The organism is Gordonia pseudamarae, assembly GCF_025273675.1.
Lineage (GTDB): Bacteria > Actinomycetota > Actinomycetes > Mycobacteriales > Mycobacteriaceae > Gordonia > Gordonia pseudamarae.
Genome location: NZ_CP045809.1, coordinates 4264919 through 4287645, shown reverse-complemented (window position 1 = coordinate 4287645; position 22727 = coordinate 4264919). Strand labels below are relative to the sequence as shown.

General features: G+C 68.2%; 22 protein-coding genes and 1 pseudogene. 19 read left to right on the top strand and 4 right to left on the bottom strand.

All coding sequences use genetic code 11. From position 1 onward, the window contains the following. The 3 genes from GII31_RS18680 to GII31_RS18670 all read left to right on the top strand — a co-directional run bounded on the left by GII31_RS18680 (position 1) and on the right by GII31_RS18670 (position 3797). Positions 1-1071 carry an NAD-dependent epimerase/dehydratase family protein gene (locus tag GII31_RS18680; RefSeq protein WP_213244868.1) on the top strand — a complete coding sequence of 357 codons (1071 nt, stop codon included), beginning with the start codon at positions 1-3 and terminating at the stop codon, positions 1069-1071. Between the two features lie 189 nt (positions 1072-1260). Then, positions 1261-2415, top strand: coding sequence for a lysophospholipid acyltransferase family protein (locus tag GII31_RS18675; protein WP_213244867.1), 1155 nt, complete (start codon positions 1261-1263; stop codon positions 2413-2415). 221 nt (positions 2416-2636) lie between these two features. Beyond that, positions 2637-3797 carry a zinc-binding dehydrogenase gene (locus tag GII31_RS18670; RefSeq protein WP_213244866.1) on the top strand — a complete coding sequence of 387 codons (1161 nt, stop codon included), beginning with the start codon at positions 2637-2639 and terminating at the stop codon, positions 3795-3797. Between the two features lie 4 nt (positions 3798-3801). On the opposite strand, the gene GII31_RS18665 is transcribed toward GII31_RS18670, so the two are convergent. After that, positions 3802-4179 carry a hypothetical protein gene (locus GII31_RS18665; RefSeq protein WP_213244865.1) on the bottom strand — a complete coding sequence of 126 codons (378 nt, stop codon included), beginning with the start codon at positions 4177-4179 and terminating at the stop codon, positions 3802-3804. A gap of 115 nt (positions 4180-4294) precedes the next feature. On the opposite strand from GII31_RS18665, the pseudogene GII31_RS18660 reads away from it, so the two are divergent. After that, positions 4295-4429: pseudogene (locus GII31_RS18660) on the top strand (IS630 family transposase); the annotation flags it as partial. Between the two features lie 16 nt (positions 4430-4445). On the opposite strand, the gene GII31_RS18655 reads toward GII31_RS18660, so the two are convergent. Beyond that, positions 4446-5717 (bottom strand): HAD family hydrolase, encoded by a 1272-nt coding sequence (locus tag GII31_RS18655; RefSeq protein ID WP_407649837.1) that lies wholly within the window; start codon positions 5715-5717, stop codon positions 4446-4448. A 163-nt stretch (positions 5718-5880) separates the two neighbouring features. On the opposite strand from GII31_RS18655, the gene GII31_RS18650 reads away from it, so the two are divergent. The 9 genes from GII31_RS18650 to GII31_RS18610 all read left to right on the top strand — a co-directional run bounded on the left by GII31_RS18650 (position 5881) and on the right by GII31_RS18610 (position 14237). Beyond that, positions 5881-6153 carry a glutaredoxin family protein gene (locus GII31_RS18650; protein WP_213244864.1) on the top strand — a complete coding sequence of 91 codons (273 nt, stop codon included), beginning with the start codon at positions 5881-5883 and terminating at the stop codon, positions 6151-6153. 143 nt (positions 6154-6296) lie between these two features. After that, on the top strand, positions 6297-7010 hold the full coding sequence (locus GII31_RS18645; RefSeq protein WP_213244863.1) for a redox-sensing transcriptional repressor Rex: 714 nt from the start codon (positions 6297-6299) through the stop codon (positions 7008-7010). Next, on the top strand, positions 7007-8362 hold the full coding sequence (locus GII31_RS18640; RefSeq protein WP_213244862.1) for a glutamyl-tRNA reductase: 1356 nt from the start codon (positions 7007-7009) through the stop codon (positions 8360-8362). The genes GII31_RS18645 and GII31_RS18640 overlap by 4 nt, the downstream gene beginning before the upstream one ends. Before the next feature lie 97 nt (positions 8363-8459). Beyond that, positions 8460-9392 (top strand): hydroxymethylbilane synthase, encoded by a 933-nt coding sequence (hemC, locus tag GII31_RS18635; protein ID WP_213244861.1) that lies wholly within the window; start codon positions 8460-8462, stop codon positions 9390-9392. A 128-nt stretch (positions 9393-9520) separates the two neighbouring features. Then, a complete protein-coding gene (locus GII31_RS18630; RefSeq protein WP_213244860.1) occupies positions 9521-11245 on the top strand; it encodes a bifunctional uroporphyrinogen-III C-methyltransferase/uroporphyrinogen-III synthase in 1725 nt (574 codons plus the stop codon). Positions 11246-11333: 88 nt separating this feature from the next. After that, entirely contained in the window at positions 11334-12311 is a 978-nt protein-coding gene (gene hemB, locus GII31_RS18625) for a porphobilinogen synthase (protein ID WP_213244859.1), read from the top strand. 100 nt (positions 12312-12411) lie between these two features. Beyond that, on the top strand, positions 12412-13161 hold the full coding sequence (locus GII31_RS18620; RefSeq protein ID WP_213244858.1) for a hypothetical protein: 750 nt from the start codon (positions 12412-12414) through the stop codon (positions 13159-13161). Continuing rightward, positions 13148-13585 (top strand): hypothetical protein, encoded by a 438-nt coding sequence (locus GII31_RS18615; protein WP_213244857.1) that lies wholly within the window; start codon positions 13148-13150, stop codon positions 13583-13585. Before GII31_RS18620 ends, GII31_RS18615 begins: the two co-directional genes overlap by 14 nt. Continuing rightward, positions 13569-14237, top strand: coding sequence for a DUF3093 domain-containing protein (locus tag GII31_RS18610; protein WP_407649836.1), 669 nt, complete (start codon positions 13569-13571; stop codon positions 14235-14237). The genes GII31_RS18615 and GII31_RS18610 overlap by 17 nt, the downstream gene beginning before the upstream one ends. Positions 14238-14268: 31 nt before the next feature. On the opposite strand, the gene GII31_RS18605 is transcribed toward GII31_RS18610, so the two are convergent. Both GII31_RS18605 and GII31_RS18600 read right to left on the bottom strand, forming a co-directional pair. Beyond that, on the bottom strand, positions 14269-16239 hold the full coding sequence (locus GII31_RS18605; protein WP_213244856.1) for an acyl-CoA dehydrogenase family protein: 1971 nt from the start codon (positions 16237-16239) through the stop codon (positions 14269-14271). Positions 16240-16319: 80 nt separating this feature from the next. Continuing rightward, entirely contained in the window at positions 16320-16451 is a 132-nt protein-coding gene (locus tag GII31_RS18600; RefSeq protein ID WP_260840099.1) for a hypothetical protein, read from the bottom strand. A gap of 78 nt (positions 16452-16529) precedes the next feature. Between GII31_RS18600 and GII31_RS18595 the strand changes: the two genes are divergently transcribed. The 6 genes from GII31_RS18595 to GII31_RS18570 all read left to right on the top strand — a co-directional run bounded on the left by GII31_RS18595 (position 16530) and on the right by GII31_RS18570 (position 22481). Then, the gene (locus tag GII31_RS18595; RefSeq protein ID WP_213244855.1) at positions 16530-17246 is read left to right on the top strand and encodes a TetR/AcrR family transcriptional regulator; all 717 of its coding nucleotides are present in this window, start codon (positions 16530-16532) and stop codon (positions 17244-17246) included. Positions 17247-17420: 174 nt separating this feature from the next. Next, positions 17421-18584, top strand: a complete 1164-nt coding sequence (locus GII31_RS18590; RefSeq protein ID WP_213244854.1) for an acyl-CoA dehydrogenase — start codon at positions 17421-17423, stop codon at positions 18582-18584. Between the two features lies 1 nt (position 18585). Continuing rightward, positions 18586-19452: an SGNH/GDSL hydrolase family protein gene (locus tag GII31_RS18585; RefSeq protein WP_213244853.1), complete on the top strand. Its 867-nt coding sequence runs from the start codon at positions 18586-18588 to the stop codon at positions 19450-19452. Positions 19453-19653: 201 nt separating this feature from the next. Next, entirely contained in the window at positions 19654-20031 is a 378-nt protein-coding gene (locus tag GII31_RS18580; protein ID WP_213244852.1) for a DUF732 domain-containing protein, read from the top strand. Between the two features lie 193 nt (positions 20032-20224). Beyond that, positions 20225-20725, top strand: a complete 501-nt coding sequence (locus GII31_RS18575; protein ID WP_213244851.1) for a DUF732 domain-containing protein — start codon at positions 20225-20227, stop codon at positions 20723-20725. Positions 20726-20849: 124 nt separating this feature from the next. After that, positions 20850-22481 carry a serine/threonine-protein kinase gene (locus GII31_RS18570; protein ID WP_213244850.1) on the top strand — a complete coding sequence of 544 codons (1632 nt, stop codon included), beginning with the start codon at positions 20850-20852 and terminating at the stop codon, positions 22479-22481. Positions 22482-22727: the final 246 nt, after the last annotated feature.

Sequence of the window (22727 nt, the reverse complement as noted above, 5' to 3'; positions counted from 1 at the left end):
ATGACAGGGGAGACAACAACGTCGTCATCGGATTCGCCGCGGTCGGTCCTGGTCACCGGTGCCTCGACGTTTCTCGGCGGGTATCTGGTGGCACGGCTCGCCGCGAACCCCGACATCGAGACAGTCCTCGCAGTCGATTCGCGGGTGCCGCGCAAAGACTTGTTGCGGCGGATGGGCCGCGCCGAGTTCATGCGCCTGGACATCCGCAGGCCGGCGATGGCCAAGGCGATCAGCTCCTACAACGTCGACACAGTCGTCCACGCGGCCACCTCCATCATGGAGGCGGCACCGCATTCGGCGGCGATCAAGGAATTCAACCTGATCGGGTCGATGCAGGTGTGTGCCGCATGTCAGCGCAGCCCGTCGGTCAAGCGGGTGGTGCTGCGGTCCACCGCGATGGTCTACGGCGCCAGCTCCAAGGACCCCTCGCACTTCGACGAGGGCACCGCGGCGCGGCGCGAACCCAAGACCGGCTACGGACGAGACCTGCTCGACGTCGAGGGATATGTGCGCGGTCTGGCACGCAGACGTCACGACATCGATATCACCATCGTGCGCCCGCAGGCGATCCTCGGTCCGCGGATCAACACCCGGATGGGGTCCTACCTGTCGTTGCCGGTGGTGCCGACGGTCATCGGGATGGAACCGCGACTGCAGTTCCTGCACGAGGAGGACGCGCTCGCGGCGATGGAACACGCGGTGCTGGCCAACCGTCCCGGCACCTACAATGTCTCGGGCGACGGGGTGGTCACCCTGACACAGGCCATCCGGCGTCTCGGACACCTCCAACTACCCGTTCCCAAGGGCCTGATGGCCCCGGTCGCCGGTGTTTTCCAGGACCTGCGGTCGGCCAAGCTGAGATCGAGTCAGACGGATTTTCTTACCTACGGCCGGGTCCTCGACACCACCCGGATGCGTACCGAGTTCGGCTTCGTGCCCCGCTACACCACAGATCAGACGCTCGATGACTTTATCCGCCGCGGGTCGGCGAGCCCGGTCATCGGGGCCGATACCTGGCGCGGTTTCGAACACCGGGTCGTCTCTGCCGCGCACCGTCTGGTCGAGGTGTGATCTGTCCGATACCGGGATGCGATCCGGGACTTTGGTCCCTATGGTGCAGTATGCGCAACGCAATTGCAACGTTTACAATGTGATTTTGAGACCTTCTGGGGGAAATGCGGGGAAGACGGCGACGCGCCCCGAGCTGCCATTGGTCAAGGCAAGTATGTAAACCATGGCAAGACGAGAACCAAGGCGAGGATGGTGGGCATCGTGGGGACCGGAGCAACCGACGCACGCACGGCGAAGGTCATTCAGCTCTACGCGACCCCCCGCAGTTCCGCCGACGGTTCGGGGGCCATCGGCCATCCGGGTAAGGCGGACACGGGCCGGGACCTGTCCGAACGTCGGCACCCCAGCCAACTGGCCGGCCATCCCAACACCGACGCGTTCGGCATCCCGCCGGCGAGCGTCACCCCGATCACCGATGAGGTCACCCTCGCCGACGGGCTCGGCGCCGAACACGGCAACGACGTGCGCTCGAGTCCGTTCTTCAGTCTCGGCGGTATCCGCGGCGCCATCGCCGACACCCTCACGTCAACGGCCGGGTTCATCCGCGAACGGATGACCGGCGAGTACGCCGTCGACGAGTTCGGCTTCGACCCACACTTCACCGAATCGGTGTGGTTCCCGGCGATCCGCCAGGTATACGAGAAGTGGTTCCGGGTCGAGGTCACCGGCATCGAGAACCTGCCCGACGAGGGCGCCGCGCTGCTCGTGGCCAACCATGCCGGAGTGATCCCGATCGACGCGCTCATGTCGTCGATCGCCGTCCACGATAATCATCCCGCCGGGCGCTACCTGCGGGTGCTGGCGGCCGACCTGGTGTTCGAGATGCCGGGGATCAGCGAGGTCGCCCGGCAGATCGGCGCCACCATGGCATGCGCGAACGACGCCGACCGGCTGCTGCGCAACGGCGAACTGACCGCGGTGTGGCCGGAGGGCTTCAAGGGCATCGGCAAACCGTACAAGGACCGCTATCGTCTGCAGCGGTTCGGCCGCGGCGGCTTCGTCACCACCGCGCTCAAGAACTCGGCGCCCATCATCCCGATGTCGATCGTCGGTTCGGAGGAGATCTACCCGATGATCGCCGACCTCAAACCGGTCGCGCGGATGCTCGGCCTGCCGTACTTCCCGGTGACCCCGATCTTCCCGCTGCTCGGTCCGCTCGGCGCGGTGCCGCTTCCGTCCAAGTGGCACATCCACTTCGGCCGTCCCATCGACACCAGTGGATACGACGAGTCCGCCGCCGACGATCCGATGGTGGTCTTCGACCTCACCGATCACGTGCGCGAGGAGATCCAGCAGACCCTGTTCCGGATGCTCAGTCGACGCGGCAGCGTCTACTTCGGCTGATCCGCAGGCGGGCACCCACCGTGCGGCCGCCGGGTGATAGCCGGCGCGAGTGTCGCCACCTCGGATGGCGGGGTCGGGGGACACGGTGAGGTTCGGGGACTGCTGTATCCGGCTGCGTGAGCCCGGATCGAAGTGAACCCGTCCCGGAGTGTCGGGGGATCGCCGGACCCGAGGTACTAGGGTATTTCCAGAACTAGTGGCCTTGATCGAGGGAGCTGAGTGTGCGCGCAGTGGTGTGTCATGCGGGTGAGTTGACGGTGCGGGATCTGCCGACGCCGGTACCCGGGCCCGGCGAGGTGCTGTTACGGGTCACTCGTGCCGGGATCTGCGGATCCGATCTGCACGCCCGCGTGCACTGCGACGTCTCCGCCGATGTGTCGGAGGAGGTAGGCTACCCGGGGTTCATGCGGCGCGAGCATTCGGTGGTGTTCGGGCACGAGTTCGCCGGTGAGGTGATCTCGTACGGACCCGATTGTAAGAAGCGCTGGGGGCCGGGCACTCTGGTCGTGGCGGTGCCGATGGTATCGCATGGCGGAGAGCGGCATCTCACGGGATTCTCGGAGTCCGCACCCGGCGCGTACGCCGACTTCGTCGTCGTCGCCGAGGATATGACCTTCGAAGTGCCCGAAGGGGTTTCGGCGGAACACGCGGCGCTCACCGAGCCGATGGCGGTGGCCTACCACGCCGTGCGCCGCGGCGCCGTCGGCAAGCGCGATGTGGCTGTCGTGATCGGTTGTGGTCCCATCGGTTTGGCCGTGATCGCGGTGCTCAAGGCTTCCGGTGTCAAACATGTTGTGGCCAGCGATCTCTCGGAAAGCCGGCGTAAACTCGCACAACGTGTCGGCGCGGACGTGGTGGTCGACCCGCGGGTCGACTCGCCGTGGGACGCGGCGTGCGAACGCGGCCGCTATATCACCAGGGCACCTGACATGCTCGGTGTCGCGTTTGATGCCATGCACCGCCTGCGTCGCCTCCCGGTGGTCCCGTGGCGGCCGGTGTTCCAGGCCGCCGAACGCCTGGGCGCCGTACCCGGCGGCCCCGTCGTCTTCGAATGTGTCGGCGCGCCCGGGATGATCGAAAACATCATCACCGGTGCCCCGTTCCGCTCCCGGATCGTCGTCGTCGGTGTGTGTATGGAACCCGATTCGTACCGTCCGGTCATGGCCATCAACAAAGAACACGATTTCCGCTTCGCGTTCTACTACGATCCGGCCGAGTATCACACCGCGCTGCAGATGATCGCCGACGGCCGTATCGACGTCTCGCCGCTCATCACCGCCACCATCGGATTCGACAGCGTACCGGCAGCTTTCGAGGCGCTCGGGTCCGCCGAACAGCATGCCAAGATCCTCATTGACCCCACCAGTGACGCGGTGCTGTGACGGGTCAGTAGCAGGAGGCGTAGCTGTAATAGTCGCTGCTGTCGTTGGACTTGGCCACGACCTCGCCGTTGACGTAGATCTTGCATGACACGGGCCCGCCATTCGTGTCGACGACGCTGACCGACACGTAGCCACCGTATTCGCCTGTCTCGGTGAGATCGTAGAGGGCACATTTGTTGCCCGACAGATTTCGCGTGAGCTGCTCGGAATTGCCGTACCGGTTCCGCAGGTCGATCTTGACTGTGTCGTTGGCGCACATCACGTAGCGGACCCGATCGTACTGATCGGTCGACACTGCCTCGGCCGACGGCACATTGGCCGCTCCGGCGATACCGGTGACGGCGACGGCGACGCAGGCGGCGCGGGTGAAGAACTTTTTCATGGGGACTCCTTCGTGTGGATGTGATCGGAACAGTAGCCGCGGCCTACGACAAAGCCGTTTCGGTCGCCGTCCGCCCAGGCAGGCGTCGGGCCTGAATCCTCCGAACCCGAGCATCTACACCCCAACCTCCCGGGCATGGCTCAACCTCGTCGAAGTCTGGTTCGGAATCATCGACGGACAGGAGATCGGGCGCGGCGTCTTCATCTCCGTCACCGACCTCAACGCAAAGATCCGAGCCTTCATCAACGGGTGAGCGGGAGGCGGGCTCAGCGGTGGCGCAGCATGCGGGCGGCGACCGCGGCGCCGCCACCGGCCGCACCGACGGCCAGTGCCGTTGTGGCACTGTACTTCGCCGCTTTGCGGGCGGTGCGGAAGTCGTACATCTCCCAGCCGCGGACCTTGGCGACGTCACGAAGATCGGAGTCGGGGTTGATGGCGACGGCCTTGCCGACCAGCGACAGCATCGGGACGTCGTTGTGGGAATCGGAGTAGGCGGTGCACCGTTTGAGGTCGAGACCTTCGCGAATCGCCAAGGAACGCACCGCATGTGCCTTGCCGGGACCGTGCAGGATATCGCCGACGAGGCGGCCGGTGAACACGCCGTCGACGCTCTCGGCGACCGTGCCGAGCGCGCCCGTCAGGCCCAGGCGGCCCGCGATCACCTGGGCCAGCTCCTGTGGGGTGGCGGTGACCAACCAGACCTGCTGGCCCGCGTCGAGGTGACGCTGCGCCAAAGCCTGTGTGCCGGGCCAGATCTTATCGGCGATGTACTCGTCGTAGATCTCCTCGCCCAGATTGATCAGCTCCGAGGTCCGGCGTCCGGCGATGAACGAGAGGGCCTTCTCGCGGCCCTCGGAGACGTCGTTGGCGTTCTCCTTGCCGGTGATCCGGAACTTGGCCTGCGCCCACACCACGTCGAGGATGTCGCTGTACCGAAAATAGTTGTGCGCGGCCAAACCCCGCGTGAAATGTACGATCGACGCGCCGTGCACCAGTGTGTTGTCGACGTCGAAGAAGGCGGCCGCGGTGAGATCGCGGGCCACCGGCGGTGTCCGCGGCACATCGGAATCGTCGGTGCGCTCACCGGTACGCGCCCGCAGCGAGTCCACCGCGGCCTCGGCGCTGGCCTCGCCGGCCAGCCGCTGACGCAACTCGGCCGCGGTCTGCCGGAAACGGCCCGTCGCCGCGCTCGCCCGCTCGGAGATCCAGGTGGTGACCCGGCTCGCCTCGTCGATGTCGTTCTGGTCCGGGTCGTTCTGGTCCGGGTCGTCGTCGCCCGGCGTAGCCGAGTCGTCGGCGGCCCCGTCCGGATCGACGATGTCGGCGTGCGCCTCCCAGTCGTCGGGGTGCGGCAGCACGGTGTCCGGACCGGCGGCGTCCCCGCCGGCCTCCTCCGGCAGCACCGCATCCGGTTGTGCCGGATCCTCGTACGGGGTCGGGGCGTCGTCGATCACGGCGTCCGCACCCGCCTTCGCGGCGTCCGCACCCGACTTCGCGGCGTCCGCACCCGACTGCTCCGCGTTTTGCATTTCGCCCACCGGACCACCTCCCGCACAGCTTGCGTCTACGGACCCACCCTACTTGCCGGGGGCCCGCCGCAAGGCATGTCGGGCAGGCGCGGACACTGGAGCGGACCGGCACATCGGACGTTCACCCTCGGCGCGGGTGGCCGCGTCCGCACCGACCAGGAGGGCTGACGAGATGGATGTCACAACGCCGAGGATCGAATTGCTCGTCCGCGCGGGTTGCGCGGCGTGCGGGCGGGCACGCGCGGACCTCGACAGGATCTGCGGACCGCTGAACGTGCCCGTCACCGAGGTGGACGTCGACGCGGCGGCCGAGGCGGGCCGCGGCGACCTGCGCGCCGAATTCGGTGACCGGCTCCCCGTCGTGCTGCTCGACGGCGAGGAGCACAGCTACTGGGAGGTCGATGCGCCGCGGCTGCTCGCCGACCTGAGCCCGGCCGACGGGTAGGGGTCGGCGGACCGGACATGTCGTCGCCGTGCGGAGGCCGGAGTCGCCGTGCTGGGAGGCCGGAGGGTGAGGCAGAAGACTCCCGCACTAGGCTTACAGGAACGTGTGATCAGTACCGGGCAGACGCAGGACGGGAGCGTGCGATGGGGCGGCCGACGACGATCCCGAGACCGGCCGTGAGCCGCCTGGCCACCTATCTCTACATCCTGCGCTCGTTCACCGCCCGCGGAGTGGTGGTGGCCTCCAGTGGCGAACTGGCCACCGCGGCGGGTGTGAACCCGTCCATCCTGCGCAAGGACCTGTCGTACGTGGGGGCGGTCGGGGTACGCGGCGTCGGCTACGACGTGTCGCGGCTGACCGCGCGCATCAAGCTCGCCCTGCACACCGACAGCACCAACACCGTCGCACTCGCGGGCGCAGGCAGGCTGGGCCGCGCACTCATCTCGCACACCGGCTTCGGCCGCGGTTTCACGGTGGCCGTGCTTTTCGACAGCGATCCCGAGGTCGTCGGCAGTGGGTTCGCCGACGACCTCGTCGTGGCCCCGCTCAGCGAGATCGAGGCGACCCTGGAAGGCCTGGGATCGGGTATTGATTTCGGGGTGATCGCCACCGCCGACGACGACGCGCAGACCGCCTGCGACGCGTTCGTGGCGGGGGGAATCAGCAGGCTGCTCAACGTCACGCCGGTGCACTTGTCCGTCGACTCCGATGTTGTCGTCCGGCAGGTTGATCTAGCCTTGGAATTGCAGGTACTCGGTTTTCAGGCATACGCGGTGCACAGGGCCGACGCACCGGAACGTATTGTGCCTACTACAGAGAGTAATCAGGCTATGGGCGAAGAAGCGGTGACCGCGTGAGTGTTCTGTTGTTCGGAGTGTCGCACCGAAGTGCTCCGGTCGAGGTGCTCGAGCGCATCTCCGTGTCCGAATACGACCGGCCCAAACTCGTCGACAGGCTGCTCGCCCATCGCGCCGTCTCCGAGGCGATGCTCGTCTCCACCTGCAACCGCATCGAGATCTACGCCGTCGTCGACGCATTCCACCCGGCCCTGGAGGCCGTGGGCGAGGTACTGGGCGAACACTCCGGCATGAGTGTCAACGAACTCACCAGACACGCCTATGTCCGGTACTCGGAGGCCGCCGTCGAGCACCTGTTCACCGTGGCCGCCGGGCTGGATTCGCTGGTCGTGGGCGAACAGCAGATCCTCGGCCAGATCCGCAACGCCTACCTCAGCGCCGACGCCAACAAGGCCGCCGGCCGCACCCTGCACGAGCTGGCCCAGCAGGCCCTGCGGGTCGGCAAACGCGTGCACACCGAGACCGGCATCGATCGCGCCGGTGCCTCGGTGGTGTCGGTGGCGCTCAACCGCGCCAAGACGCTGATCGCCGGCGATCCCGAGGCGGCCCGGCTGCGCTCGGCGGTGGTGATCGGCGCCGGTGCGATGGGTGGACTGGCCACCGCGCACCTGGCCCGCGAGGGCGTGGGGCACATGGTGGTGGTCAACCGGACCATGGCCAACGCCGAACATCTCGCCGGCAACGTCGCCGCCAATCACGGCATCTCGGTGCGCGGCGCGGGCCTGGACGACCTGGCGTCGGTGATGGCCGACACCGACATCGTGGTGGTGGCCACCGGCAGCGTCGGCGCCGTCGTGGGTGTCGGCGAGGTGCACTCGGCGCTCGCCGCGCGCACCGCCACCCAGCCCCTCGTCATCTGTGACCTGGGACTTCCCCGCAACGTCGACCCGGCCGCGGCCCGTCTGCCGGGCGTGCACATCGTCGACATCGCGGGACTGCGCGATGACGAGGCGACCCGTGCCGCCGAGAACGACACCCTCGCCGCGCGGTCGATCGTGGCCGACGAACTGGCCGACTACCTGACGTTGCAGCGGCAGGCCGAGGTCACCCCCACCGTCGCGGCGCTGCGCCAGCGGGCCGCCGACGTGGTGGAGGCCGAGATCCTGCGGCTGGAAACACGCCTGCCGGGCCTGGACGATCCGCAGCGTGACGAGGTTGCCAAGACCGTGCGGCGCGTCGTCGATAAGTTGCTGCACGCACCGACGGTGCGGGTCAAGCAACTGGCCGCCACACCCAACGGCGACCACTACGCCGAGGCGCTGCGCGAGTTGTTCGAACTCAAGCCCGGTGCGACCGGCCCGGTGTCGGCGCCCGAGAGCGGTCTCGACGACCAGAGCCGCACGCAGCACTGACTGCGCGTCCCGGACAGTCTCCACCACTGAACCATCCTCGGCGCCGGACTTTCATACGGCGCTGACCCATAAACAACCACTGATCAGGGGCGATACAGTGATTCGGATCGGCACACGCGGCTCTCAGCTGGCCACCACACAGGCGCAGACGATCGCCGACGCACTCACCGCCGCCGGGCATCCGGCAGAACTGGTGATCATCAAGACCGCGGGCGACGTGTCGGCGGCCCCGGTCGCCGAGATCGGCGTCGGAGTGTTCACCACCGCCATCCGGGTGGCGCTGCGCAACCACGAGGTGGACGTCGCCGTGCACTCGTACAAGGATCTGCCGACCGCACCCGAGCCGGACCTGAACATCGCCGCGATCCCACCGCGCGAGGACCCCAGAGATGCGCTGGTCAGCAGGGACAACCTGGTCCTGGGCGAGCTGCCACCGGGGTCGGTGATCGGGACCTCGTCCCCGCGACGGGCGGCACAGCTTAGAGCATTGGGTCTCGGTTTGGAAATTCGCCCCCTAAGAGGCAACCTAGATTCTCGGTTGGGCAAAGTCGCCGGCGGTGAACTCGACGCAGTCGTGGTTGCCAGAGCCGGACTCGCACGCATAGGACGCACAGAAGCGGTGTCCGAGGCGTTCGACCCGGTGGTCATGCTTCCCGCTCCCGCACAGGGGGCGCTGGCCGTCGAATGTCGCGGTGACGATGCCGAACTGGTGAGAATACTCGCCGAGTTGGACGACCCGTCCACAAGGTCGGCCGTGGAGGCCGAGCGGGCGTTGCTCGCGGCCCTGGAGGCCGGATGCACCGCACCGGTCGGTGCCATCGCCGAGGTGGTCGAGTCGATCGACGACGACGGGCGCATCTTCGCCGAACTCTCGTTACGCGGGGGAGTGGCGGCCGAAGACGGATCCGATGTGATCCGGGCTTCGGTGGTGGGTCCGGTCGATCGGGCCGTTCAGCTGGGCAGGGATCTCGCCGCCGAACTGTTGGAGCTGGGAGCCGCGGAGCTCATCGGCACCGGTTCGCGGGACTGAGTGTCGTCGTGCCGAGCACGGCGGGATCACCCCACGTGCCGGCCGCCTACGACATCCGTCGACTCTCACGCTGGTGACAGCGCAAGTTACCGCAGCCCTGAACGGACAGGGCAGGAGAGTGCGAACGCATGAGCCGTGCAGCGAACAACGTCACACCGGGGAACAAGGCAGGCCAGGGGCGACCGGGCCGGATACTCTTCGTGGGTTCGGGTCCGGGAGACCCCGACCTGCTGACAGTGCGGGCGCGCAACGTCATCGTTCACGCGAGGACCGCCTACATCGACCCCGACGTGCCCTCGGCCGTGGCCACGCTGATCGGGTCGGCCTACCGCGATGATGCGCCCGAGCAGACCCGTAGCCGAGCGGGCCGCAAGTCGGCCGCCGCGAAGGCGGCGGAGGCCGCGGCGAAGGCCGGGGACCCGGCCGACACCGCGGACACACCGGTTCCTGTCGCGGAAACCCCCGCAGAACCCGCGGAGGAGGAGTCGGTGGTGCATCCGGCACTCGGCGATCCCACCGAGGTCGCCCGCACGCTCGTCGCCGCCGCGAAGGCCGGCGATGACGTGGTGCGCGTGGTCGCCGGTGACCCGTTGACCACCGATTCGGTGCTCGCCGAGGTGACCGCCGTGGCCCGCACCTCGATCCAGTTCGAGGTGCTGCCCGGGCTGCCCGCCGCATCCGTCGTGCCCAGCTACGCAGGTATGCCGCTCGGCTCCACCCACACCGCGGCCGACGTACGGGGCGAGGTCGAGTGGGCCGCTCTGGCCGCCGCGCCCGGACCGCTGGTGCTGCACGCGACGTCGGGACATCTGGCTGAGGCCGCCAGCGCCCTCACCGAACACGGCATGGCCGCGCAGACCCCGGTCGCCATCACCATCAACGGCACCACCTGTTCGCAACGCACCATCGAGGGCACCCTGGCCACCATCAACGAACTGGGCAACGCCTTGTCCGGGCCGCTGGTGCTGACCGTCGGCAAGGCCGTCACCCAGCGTTCCAAACTGTCGTGGTGGGAGTCGCGTTCGCTGTACGGCTGGACCGTGCTGGTGCCGCGCACCAAGGACCAGGCCGCGGACATGAGCGAGCGGCTCGTCTCGCACGGCGCTGTGCCCAAAGAGGTGCCGACGATCGCCGTCGAACCGCCGCGCAGCCCCGCCCAGATGGAACGGGCCGTCAAGGGACTGGTCGACGGCCGCTACCAGTGGGTCGTGTTCACCTCCACCAACGCCGTGCGCGCGGTGTGGGAGAAGTTCGCCGAATTCGGTCTCGACGCCCGGGCTTTCTCCGGTGTGAAGATCGCCTGCGTCGGCGAGGCCACCGCCGAGAAGGTGCGCGCGTTCGGCATCAACCCCGAACTGCTGCCGACCGGGGAGCAGAGTTCGCTGGGCCTGCTCGAGGCGTTCCCGCCGTACGACGACGTGTTCGACCCGGTTAACCGGGTGCTGCTGCCGCGCGCCGACATCGCCACCGAAACGCTGTCCGAGGGTCTGCGCGACCGCGGCTGGGAGATCGACGATGTCACCGCCTACCGCACCGTGCGGGCAGCGCCGCCGCCGGCCGAGACCCGCGAGATGATCAAGACCGGCGGCTTCGACGCGGTGTGCTTCACCTCGTCGTCGACGGTGCGCAACCTCGTCGGCATCGCCGGCAAGCCGCATGCCCGCACCATCGTCGCGTGCATCGGCCCCAAGACCGCCGAGACGGCCACCGAGTTCGGGCTGCGCGTCGACGTGCAGCCGGAGACCGCGTCGATCCCGGATCTGGTGGACGCGCTCGCCGAGCACGCAGCCCGGCTGCGGGCCGAAGGGGCGCTGCCCCCACCGCGCAAGAAGTCGCGGCGCTCGCGGAGCTGATCGCGCCGGGCCGAGCCGCAGCCGCCGGGCCCGACCCCACAGTCAGGACCAACTCACCGCACGGCAACCCCAGAGGAAGGGACACCCGGTGTCACCTGTGATCCGCCCGCGCCGATTGCGTACCTCACCGGCGATGCGCCGGCTGGTCGCCGAGACCACCCTGGCGCCGCGCCAGCTGGTGCTGCCGATGTTCGTGGCCTACGGAATCGACGAACCCCGCCCCATCTCGTCGATGCCAGGGGTCGTGCAGCACACGCCCGACTCGCTGCGCCGGGCGGCCGAGGAGGCCGTGTCGGCGGGTGTCGGCGGGCTGATGCTGTTCGGGGTGCCCGGGACCGCCGCCAAGGACGCGCGCGGTTCGGGTGCCGACGACCCGGACGGCGTGCTCAACCGGGCGCTGCGCGTGCTCGCCGACGACCTCGGCGACAGCACCGTCCTGATGGCCGACACCTGCCTTGACGAGTTCACCGACCACGGCCATTGCGGTGTGCTCGACGGCGCCGGCCGCGTCGACAACGACGCCACCCTCGACCGCTACGTGGCGATGTCGCTGGCCCAGGCCCGCGCCGGGGCGCACCTGCTCGGCCCCAGCGGCATGATGGACGGCCAGGTGGCCGCCATCCGCGCGGCCCTGGACGCCGAAGGTTTCACCGACACCGGCATCCTGGCCTACGCCGCCAAGTACGCCTCCGCGTTCTACGGGCCGTTCCGGGAGGCCGTCGGATCGTCGTTGCAGGGCGACCGCCGCACCTATCAGCAGGATCCGGGCAACCGGCTCGAAGCGCTCCGCGAGGTGCGCCTGGACCTCGACGAGGGCGCCGACATCGTCATGGTGAAACCGGCCATGGGCTATCTCGACATCGTCCGCGACGTCGCGGAGATCTCCGACGTACCGGTCGCGGCCTACCAGATCAGCGGCGAGTACTCGATGATCACCGCCGCCGCCGAACGCGGCTGGATCGACCGGGACGCGGCCATCCTCGAATCGCTCACCTCGATCCGCCGGGCCGGGGCCACGATCATCCTCACCTACTGGGCATCAGAGGTCGCGGGCCGGCTCGGATAGGCACCGGCCACTGCGCTCCCCGCATACGTGCGGGTGTGCGCCCGGCCGGGCTGAGTGCGGGATAAGTGTGCTCTAAGTCGGGTGTCCTAGTCTTCTCGGTATGTCCGTTCCGTTCCCTTCGGCCCACCGACCCGAGCAACCCGGCGACGGCCCCGCCGGCCGGCCCAAGCTCGCCGATTCGGTGTCCATAGCCGTCGAACTCTGGGTTGTGGTCATCGTCGGGCAGATCATCGCGTTCGTCGGGCAGTACCAGATGATCCGTGACTTCGTCGCCGACTATGTGGCCGACCTGCCCGAAGACACCCCGCAGAGCCAGATCGACCTGCTGTCGGAGCCGTCGACCACCGTCGGGCTGATGGTGGTGGTCGGGACCGTGCTCACCGTGATCTCGATCGGTGTGGTGCTGCTGGTACGCAACGGCTACAATGCCGCCCGCGTCCTGCTCGGCGGCATGAGCGCCTACCTCGCCGTCAGTATGGTGATGGCCTTCTTCGCCGACATGACGCCCGGCTGGGTGATGATTCCCGTCGTGATCAGCGGCGTGGCCGCGCTGGGGGCGGCGGTGATGCTGATGCGCGGGGACTCGTACACCTACTGCCGGGCGATGGCCCGCCACCGCAGGGACAAACGCAACCCGCCGCGACCGCAGATGCCCGCATCCGGTGGATATCCGCCGTATCCCCAGGGCGGATATCCACAGAGCGGATATCCCCAGGCCGGATATCCCCAGGCCGGAGAACCGCCCGCCGGGCAACGGTCGGAGGACCGGCCCACACCCGAACCTGGTTCGTCGTATGGTGAACAACAGCCCACTCAGACCGAAGGACGCAACTCCGGTGATCAAACCTGACCCCGACACCCGCCCGAACCTGGTGACCTGGGCATACCGACTGTGGCTCGCGTCCGGAACCGGTATCGCGGCACTCGGTATCGCCGGGGCGATCGCAGGTTTCCTCGTCGACGGTTCGACCCTCGCTCCGGTCGGCATCGGGGTCCTGCTGACCGCGGTCGGTGTCGCGTTCGTCCTCATGGGCAGCCGGGCGTTCGTCGGCGACGCCCGGTGGCGTTCGTCGCTGGCCGCGCTGACCCTCGTCGTGGTGGTGATGCTGCTGCTGTTCAGCCTGATGTTCATGTCGCCGTGGTTCGCGATCGTGTTGCTCGTGGCCATCGCCGGTCTGTTCGGTTCGCTGCTGGCCTACCGGCCCGAATCCGAGCAGTGGTACACGGGGGAACCTCCGGACAAGCAGTCCCGTGCCGGTGGACGCACGAAGTGAGGGGCTGCCGGTGAACGACGATCCCGAAACCGCAGATCCTCATGACGCAGATCCCCATGACGAGAAGGCGCGGGAAGACGACAGTCGGGAAAACGACGACACGCGGGACGACGGGGCGCGGAAGGAGCGCGCGCCGGCCGAGCCGGTGGACGAGGGCCCGGTGGATGAGGGTGACGTGCTGTTCGCCGAACAGGGCGGCAGCTGGTGGGTCGTCGCGATCGGACCGGTCATGGTCGGCGCCGTCCTCGCGATGGAGATCACCGGACCCGGCCAGGTGCACTGGACGGTGATGTCGATGTTCGCGCTGATCCTGGTCGCGTTCGCGCTGGTCCAGGTGTACGCTGCCCGCCGGCATGTCAGTGTGTGCCTCACCGAGACCACACTGCGGCAGGGCACCAGGACGTTGCCGTTGAGCGACATCAAGAAGATCTACCCGCCCAACGAGAGCCATGAGGCGCAGAAGTGGGAGAGCGCCAAGGCGCTCGGCGAACTGCACGGCGTGCCCCGGCGCCGCAAGGGCATCGGTGTCGTACTCACCGACGGAGCCCTGGCCCAGGCATGGGCACGTGACGTCGAGGGCCTGCGGCGCGAACTCACCGAAGCCGTCCGGGCCGTCCAGTTGGGGCTCCCGCCGCGAGGAACGAAAGACTAGCTCGCGGTGAGAGCCCCCGCCGGCGGTGCGGTCAGCCGTGATCGAGCATGGGGGCGGTGAGCAGGGATTCGGGGATGCCGAACGCGTCGACCAGGGCGCGGGCGTGCGGGCGCAGGTCGGCGCACAGGTCGTTGACGCCGCGGCGGATGGCCTTGGCGCGTTCGACGGAGACGTGCCGGTGCATCAGGAACCAGCCCAGATCCGCTTCGAGCGCCGAGTAGACGAACAGGTCGCACACCTTCCACAGCACCTCGCGTGCGACGGTGGCACCCTCGGTCCCGTCGCCGGCCCGCTCCTCGCACTCGGCGATCGCGGCGATCATCGACTCCAGGATGACGCGTTCGGTGTGCACCTGCCCGACCTTGAGCAGGTGGTCCTGGGCGTTGTTGAACACCTCGAAGGCGTCCTCGTCGGACGATGATTTCCGCAGTCGTTGCGCACAGGTACGCAGCAGATGGTCCTCGCGATTGCGGAACAACCGGATCTGGGTGCCACGGTTGGTGAGGTTCGAGTCCTCCGGATTCTCGTCGGAGTCGTCCAGGAAGGTCTGGATCACCTGCCGGACGGCGGTCTTCTCGGCGACCACGTCGCGGGCCATCGTGGCGACGAACCGGACCCAGCCGCGTGCCGACAGGCCGCGCATGTCCTCGGCATAGGCGCCGAGCAGTTCTTTGCCGACGAGTTGATACAGGACCGTGTTGTCGCCTTCGAAGGTGGTGAACACGTCGATGTCGCCGCGGATGATCGACAGTTGGTTCTCGGCGAGGTACCCGGCTCCACCGCAGGCCTCGCGGGCCACGTTCACCGCGTTCGACGCGTGCCAGGTGGAGTACGCCTTGAACCCGGCGACGTCCGCTTCGAGCCTGCGCGCCCCGTCGGGGTCGGCCTCGGTGAGCCGGGCGGTGATGTCGTTCTGCGCGAACGCGATCGCATACGACTTGGCGATCAGCGGCAACAGTGTGCGCTGGTGGCCGAGGTAGTCGAGGATCGTCACCTCGCCCTGCTCGTCGGGAGCGTCGAACTGCCTGCGCAGCAGGCCGTAGCGGGTCGCCAGGGTCAGTGCCTTGCGGGCGGCGGCCCCGGAGGTGGCGGCCACGCACACCCGGCCGCGGATGAGGGTGCCGAGCATGGTGAAGAAGCGCTTGTTGGTCGACTCGATCGGCGAGGAATAGGTGCCGTCGGCGGCGACGTCGCCGTACCGGTTGAGCAGATTCTCGGCCGGGATGCGCACGTTGTCGAACAGGATGCGGCCGTTGTCGACGCCGGCGAGGCCGCCCTTGTGGCCGCAGTCGGACGTGATGACGCCGGGTAGATCGTGGCCGTCGTCGTCGCGGATCGGTACGACGAAGCAGTGCACCCCCCGGCCTTCGGGTTCCTCATCCGGTCCGCCGGTGATCAGCTGCGCGAAAACCGCTGCGACCCGGGCGTGTTCGGCGGCACCGCCGATGTAGTCCTTGCGCGCCGACGGCGTGGGAGAGTGAATGACGAACTCGGCGGTGGCCGGATCGTAGGTGGCGGTGGTCTCCAGCGAGGCGACGTTGGAGCCGTGCCCGGTCTCGGTCATCGCGAAGCATCCGAGTACGTCCAGGGAGATGATGCCGGGCACGTACTTCTCGTGATGCCTTGCGGTGCCCAGGTTCTCGACGGCGCCGCCGAACAGGCCCCACTGCACCCCCGACTTGACCATCAGTGACAGGTCGGCGTACCCGAGGGTTTCGATGCCGGTGACCGCGGCCCCCACATCGCCGGTGCCGCCGTGACCTTCCGCGAAACCGGGCGCGGCAAAGCCCTGTGCGGCCAGGTCCCGCATTGTGGCGAGGATCCGGCCGCGGGCCTGGTCGAGGGTGTGGGACGGGTCGGGCAGCAGGTCCACCCGGTCGATGTTCTGCCGGACACTGTCCCGGGTCTCGTGCCATTGCCCGTCGAGGACGGTGCGCAGGACTCCGGTGAGGGTGTCGGTGCTGTCGAGGTCGGTCGAATCAGGTGCTACCGGTGCGGACATGGCCTCCACCGTAGGCAACCCGTGGTGACACGGTGATGTGATTTGACGCACCGGTCCGGTGGATGTCGGGCCGGTGGATGTCACCGTGCCATGACGGCGGCCGGCGGAGTGTCGGGGTGCAGGTCGGTGCCGGCCACCGTGAGCATCCGGCGTGCGCGCTGCAACGCTGACTTGATCCAGTGGACTGCCGGGATCATATTGTGGGACGGCACGCCCTCCCAGATCCACGGGTCTTGATCATTCCTCTGGGTGGGGCATACTTGGTGAGTTGTCGGTGGATACTGGTGCGTATGTCGACGACCGAACCTGTGGACCTGCGCACCCGTATGGTGGCCGAGTCGATCAGGCTGTTCGAGGCGCAGGGGTACGAGGCCACGACCGTCGACCAGATCGCGGAGGCGGCGGGTGTGTCGCGGCGGACCCTGTTCCGGCAATTCCGGTCGAAAGAGGACGTGATCTTCGCCGACCATGAGGTGCTGCTGACCGATGTCGCGCGGCGGCTGGCCGCGGTGTCCGGTGATCCGTACAAGGCGGTGTGCGCGGCGGCTGCGTCGGTGTTCGAGCATTTCCGTTCGGCCCGGGACCTGGCGGTGCGCCGGTACCGGGTGGTCGCCGAGGTGTCGGCGCTGCGTGAGCGGGAACTGATCACCACCTACCGCTATCAGCGTGAGTTCGAGGAGTTCCTGCGCGCGCGGCTGCCCGGCGAACCGCCCGAGCGGCTCGTCGCGTTCGCGGCGGCGGTTACCGGCGTGCACAACTATCTGCTGCGCACGATGTTGCGCGGCGACCCGTCGGCGACGCTGGACCGCCTGCACACCGAATTGGCACTGATCCGCCGTTCGCTGACACCGCGTGCCACCGCCGACCTGTTGAGTGGCGAGGCGTCGAGCGGCGAGGCGGCGACCGGGGACCGGGGCGCCAGGGCCGTCACCGTGGTGACGTATCCGGCGGGGACCTCGGTGGAGGAGGTCGCGCGGCAGGTCGCTGAGCAATTGCGGCACCCGTGAGGGCTTCGACGCGCACAATGGGGGTGCGCCGAACGTCACCGCACCGCCATTGACATGGCACTCGGTGCCGTGTACCACTAGAAAGGATGATCTGATGGCACGCAGTGTCATTGCAAGATCCCCGAGCATTGCAAGATCCCCGAGCATTGCACAATCCCTGAGCGAGGAGTGACCATGGGTTTCGGCAACCCCGACTTTGACCTGTTCCAGCTGCCCGAAGAGCATGTGGCCCTGCGCGAGGCCATCCGCGCACTCGCCGAGAAGGACATCGAGCCGCACGCCGCCGACGTCGACGAGCATGCCCGCTTCCCGCGCGAGGCGCTGACCTCGCTGGTCGCCAACGGATTCAACGCCGTCCACGTGCCCGAGGAATACGACGGCCAGGGCGCGGACTCGGTCGCCGCCTGCATCGTCATCGAAGAGGTCGCCCGCGTGTGCGCGTCGTCCTCGCTCATCCCCGCCGTCAACAAGCTCGGCACCATGGGCCTGATCCTCAACGGCTCCGACGACCTCAAGAGGCAGGTCCTCCCCGGGCTGGCCGCCGGTGAGGCCATGGCCTCCTACGCGCTGTCCGAACGCGAAGCCGGCTCCGACGCCGCCGCGATGAAGACCCGTGCGCGCCTGGACGGCAACAACTGGGTCATCAACGGCAGCAAATGCTGGATCACCAACGGCGGCGAATCCACCTGGTACACGGTCATGGCCGTCACCGATCCGGAGAAGCGGGCAAACGGCATCTCCGCGTTCATGGTCCACAAGGACGACCCCGGTTTCACCGTCGGCCCGCTGGAGAAGAAGCTCGGCATCAAGGGCTCGCCGACCGCCGAGCTGTACTTCGAGGACTGCACCATCCCCGCCGACCGCATCATCGGCGACGAGGGCACCGGCTTCAAGACCGCGCTGCAGACCCTCGACCACACCCGGCCCACCATCGGCGCACAGGCCGTGGGCATCGCGCAGGGCGCCCTCGACAAGGCCATCGCCTACGTCAAGGAGCGCAAGCAGTTCGGCAAGTCCATCAGCAGCTTCCAGGGTGTCGAATTCATGATCGCCGACATGGCGATGAAGGTCGAGGCCGCCCGTCTCATGGTGTACGCATCGGCCGCCCGCGCCGAGAAGGGCGAGAAGAACCTGGGCTTCATCTCCTCGGCATCCAAGTGCTTCGCCTCCGACGTGGCCATGGAGGTCACCACCGACGCCGTCCAGCTCTTCGGCGGCGCCGGCTACACCCGTGATTTCCCCGTCGAACGCATGATGCGTGATGCCAAGATCACCCAGATCTACGAGGGCACCAATCAGATTCAGCGAGTGGTCATGAGTCGCGCGCTCCTGAAGTGATATGTGCCGGCTGAGTGTCGTGCTGTCCGCGGCACTGCTGCTGGTGACGGCGTGCGCCGGGGAGTCCGAAGCTCCCCGGCCGCCGGCGCAGGCGGTGGGGGAGCGGTACGTCAACCTCGGCGACAGCTATGCCTCGGGCACCGGAGTTCTGCCGCTGCAGCAGGATTCGCCGTTCCTGTGTTTCCGGTCGACCCGCAACTACGCGACCCTGGTCGCGGAGCGGACCGGGCGCGTGCTGACCGACGTGAGTTGCGCCCGGGCCGCCACCGAACACCTCACCGCCGGCCAGTTCGAGGGTGCCCCACCGCAATTCGACGCCCTGACCGAGGACACCGAGCTGGTCACCATGATGATCGGCGGCAACGACAACGGCGCCTTCGGGCAATCTATCGGCCTGTGCGGCGCCGCGGCCGCCGCCACTCCGCCCGACTCATGTGCGGACGACATCTCCGCGCTACGGGACAAGATCGCGACCGCGACGGCGCCCGCGCTGGTCACGGCGGTACGGCAGATCAGGCAGCGTGCCCCACGGGCGAGCGTGCTGCTGATCGGCTACCCGTGGATCCTGCCCGCGCGGACCGGCTGCTACCCCGATGTTCCGGTCGCCGCCCGCGACGTGCCGTCGGTGCACGACCTGCAACGCCACCTCAACGCGGCGATCGGCCGGGCCGCGGCGGCTGCGCCCGGCGTGCGCTACGTCGATATGGCCGGCGTCTCCGACGGCCACGACTCCTGCCGGTCCGAGGGCACGCGCTGGGTCGAACCGGCCCGCAACCGGGCGGCCTCGGTCAGCGCGGTCGGCGGACTGCATCCCAACGCGGCCGGACAGCGGGCCATCGCCGAACAGGTGCTCGCGGCCCTGAATTGACCTGCGGCCATGTCGATCGATACCACAACTCATGTTTGCTGAACCAAAATCCGGGCGGGGTTGCTCGGCCGGTTCCGGGATGCGGCGTGTCGCGGTCTACAGTGGCGGGCGCGCCGCCCGAACGCGCCCGGCGCGGCGCCCGGTCGCGCACACCGCGCGCGGGCATCCGACGAGGCGGCCTGCTGTGAAGGAGTACACGTGATGCGCACGACCGTCCGGACCGCGATCCTGCTGATTGCCGCGGTGGCACTGATCGCCGTGAGCGGCTGCGGCGGAGGCTCCGACCAGGACAGCGCGGCGTCGGCGGCCTCCTCGGCCAGCGAGTCGTCGGCCGACGTCGCCGCCAAGGACTCCACCTTCTTCGCCATGCTCGACATCGCCGGCGTCACCGTGACCGACAAACCCCGATTCATCGCCGCCGCGGTCACACTGTGCGAGGCGATGAGCTCGGGTACCTCCTACACCGACGCCTCCTCGGCCATCGACGTCGGCCTCGACGAAACCGGCAACGCCAAGGTCGCCAGCGCCGGCATCGCCGCCTACTGCCCCGACCAACAGGTCAAGATGGCCACCGGCTGAGCGAACGCCGATCGCCGGACCCCGACGGGGCGTCGGTGGGCCGGTCCGCGTCGGTCGAGTAGCCGACGGGCAGCCTCCAGCGGGTATCGTCAGCTACTACCCGCAAACGGTGGGTACACCCCAATCGTGTTCGCGTGCGTACGCGATGGGGCCCGCACGACAGAGACACCGCCCCGACAGGAAGACGCACCCTATGATCCGACGAATCATCCGCGTGAGTCTGCTGCCGACCGTGGTGGGCGCGGCGCTGGTGCTCGGGGGCTGCACCACCGACGGTACGCCCGTCGCGGACGGGCCCGCGCAGGCCTCACAGTACGACAGCGATCAGACGAACACGGGTCAGACCGACACTGGGCAGACCGACACCGGATCGGGTGCGGACACCAGCCGGACCCCGAGCCCCGAAACAACCACCACCTCACCCGAGGCGAGCGGCCACGGACTGTCCGAGGACAAGGAGAACGAAGCCTTCATCCGCACCCTCCAGCAGCTCGGCGTGGCGGTCCCCGACGAGGCCGAGTACATCGCCGTGGGCAGGCAGGCCTGCGCCGACATCCGCGGTGGGAAACCCTTCATCGATGTCGCGCTCAACCTTTCGCTCGGCCTCGGACCGGTCTCCAACGGCTCGGTGGTGGGGGCGGCGATCGGCGTATTCTGTCCCGACCAGCAGTCCAAGATCTCGACGGGCGGGTAACACCGCACCGGCGCAGCATCATTCGCCGCCGTACCGCGGGTGAAGGTTGCGTCGCAACAATTCACATCAGAACGAAAGACAATCCGGCACGTGCGCGCCGGATGGACGAACACAGGGGAGATCGATGGCGCTGCAACCGGGTTCAGAGTTCGCCGGCTACACCGTCTTGTCCAAACTCGGTCAGGGCGGCATGGGGCAGGTGTACGTCGTCGAACACCCGCACCTCGGTCGCCGTGAGGCGATGAAGATCATCTCCGTCAGCGGTGACCCCGAGTTCGAGCGGCGCTTCACCGCCGAGGCCAAGACCGCCGCCTCCCTCAACCACCCCAGCATCATCACGGTGCACGGCTACGGCGTCGTCGACGGTTCGCCCTGGTTCACCATGTCGTACATCGACGGCCGCGACCTGGCCACCGAACGACTCACCCTGCCCGAGATCGGATCCGTGGCCACCAAGGTCGCCGACGCCCTCGACTACGCGCACCGCAAGAATGTCATCCACCGCGACATCAAACCGGCCAACATCGTCGTCACCCGCGACCCGGACACCAAACAGATCGACGAGGTGGTCGTCCTCGACTTCGGCATCGCCAAACTCGTCACCGACGCCACCTCGATGACGGCCGCCAACATGGTGGTCGGCACCATGGCCTACCTGGCGCCCGAGGTGGTCGCCGGCAATGCGGCCGGCCCGCGCTCGGACCAGTACGCGCTGGCCTGCACCACCTACCAGCTGATCACCGGCACCACCCCGTTCTCCGGCGACACCGCACCGGCCATGATGATGGCGCACGCCACCAAACCGGTTCCCCGGGTCAGCGCGGTGCGACCCGACCTCGCCGCCCTCGACCAGGTCTTCGAGACCGCGCTCGCCAAGGACCCGGCCCGGCGCTTCACCGACTGCCGGGCCTTCGCGGCCGCGCTCGTGCGCGCGCTGCAGGTCGCCCAGAGCACCGCCCAGGGCAGTGCCCGGCCGGGATTCCAGCCGGCCCCCGTCCCCGCACCGACCCCGTCGGGGCCGACAGCACAGCCGGGATCGTGGCCGTCGGGCCCGGCCAACCCGATCCCACCCGGCCAGGGCGGTTTCGGCTCAGGACCCCACCCCGCGCCCAGCAACCCGATCCCCGCCGGAACAGCACCGCTCGGGGCATTCGGAACCGTTCAGCAGAGCGGACCGCAACACAACCCGTACAGCGCCTTCGGCAGCGGACCGCAGAACGCCTCGCTACCGGGTGCCGGCGGACCGGCAGGCGGCGGATCGGGCAACTCCAAGAACCAGACGCGGATCCTGGCCGGCATCGCCGTGTCGGCGGTACTGGTCATCATCATCGCGCTCGTGGTGATCGTCGCCAAGAAATCCGGCAGCGACGACGAGAGCACCACCACCGTCGGCACCACCACCAGCACCACGACGTCGACCGACGACGCCATCACCAGTGAAACCACCACGACCACCACCACCGAGGACACCACCACGACCTCGGCACCGACGACGATCAACCTGCCGGACTCGCAGAAGGACAGCATCTTCATCAAGACGCTCGAATCCTCCGGCATCGCCGTCAACGGCAACGACTCCCAATACATCGCCACCGCCAAACAGGCCTGCACCGATATCCGCGGCGGCAAGTCGTTCCTCGACGTCGCACTCAACCTCAGCATGGGTAACGACCCCACCCAGAAGGGCACCATCGTCGGCGCCGGAATCGCCGTCTACTGCCCCGAGCAGGAGAGTAAAATCACAGCCGGGTCGTAATATGGCGCCCACTCGCAGGCTCGTGGATCGCGGGCCGGAATGCCTGTCAGCCTGTGTCTTCCCTCCTCCCTCACCCGGCTCGTACCTCGCCGGTTCGGTCGTCGGTCCAGACACAGGCGGCATTCCGGCGGGCAGGTGAGCACGGCGCCCACTCGCAGGCTCTCCGATCGCGGGCCGGAATGCCCGTCAGTCCGTCCCACCTGTCGCGCGCAGCACAAATTAGCGCGTAGGGGCGTCTGTTTGGAA

Coding starts and splice junctions, on each gene's coding strand:
- GII31_RS18570 (WP_213244850.1), top strand. CDS start 20,850: ATGGCGCTGCAACCGGGTTCAGAGTTCGCCGGCTACACCGTCTTGTCC.
- GII31_RS18680 (WP_213244868.1), top strand. CDS start 1: ATGACAGGGGAGACAACAACGTCGTCATCGGATTCGCCGCGGTCGGTC.
- GII31_RS18605 (WP_213244856.1), bottom strand. CDS start 16,239: ATGTCCGCACCGGTAGCACCTGATTCGACCGACCTCGACAGCACCGAC.
- GII31_RS18585 (WP_213244853.1), top strand. CDS start 18,586: ATGTGCCGGCTGAGTGTCGTGCTGTCCGCGGCACTGCTGCTGGTGACG.
- GII31_RS18630 (WP_213244860.1), top strand. CDS start 9,521: ATGAGCCGTGCAGCGAACAACGTCACACCGGGGAACAAGGCAGGCCAG.
- GII31_RS18580 (WP_213244852.1), top strand. CDS start 19,654: ATGCGCACGACCGTCCGGACCGCGATCCTGCTGATTGCCGCGGTGGCA.
- GII31_RS18675 (WP_213244867.1), top strand. CDS start 1,261: ATGGTGGGCATCGTGGGGACCGGAGCAACCGACGCACGCACGGCGAAG.
- GII31_RS18590 (WP_213244854.1), top strand. CDS start 17,421: ATGGGTTTCGGCAACCCCGACTTTGACCTGTTCCAGCTGCCCGAAGAG.
- GII31_RS18645 (WP_213244863.1), top strand. CDS start 6,297: ATGGGGCGGCCGACGACGATCCCGAGACCGGCCGTGAGCCGCCTGGCC.
- GII31_RS18595 (WP_213244855.1), top strand. CDS start 16,530: ATGTCGACGACCGAACCTGTGGACCTGCGCACCCGTATGGTGGCCGAG.
- GII31_RS18620 (WP_213244858.1), top strand. CDS start 12,412: ATGTCCGTTCCGTTCCCTTCGGCCCACCGACCCGAGCAACCCGGCGAC.
- GII31_RS18665 (WP_213244865.1), bottom strand. CDS start 4,179: ATGAAAAAGTTCTTCACCCGCGCCGCCTGCGTCGCCGTCGCCGTCACC.
- GII31_RS18650 (WP_213244864.1), top strand. CDS start 5,881: ATGGATGTCACAACGCCGAGGATCGAATTGCTCGTCCGCGCGGGTTGC.
- GII31_RS18575 (WP_213244851.1), top strand. CDS start 20,225: ATGATCCGACGAATCATCCGCGTGAGTCTGCTGCCGACCGTGGTGGGC.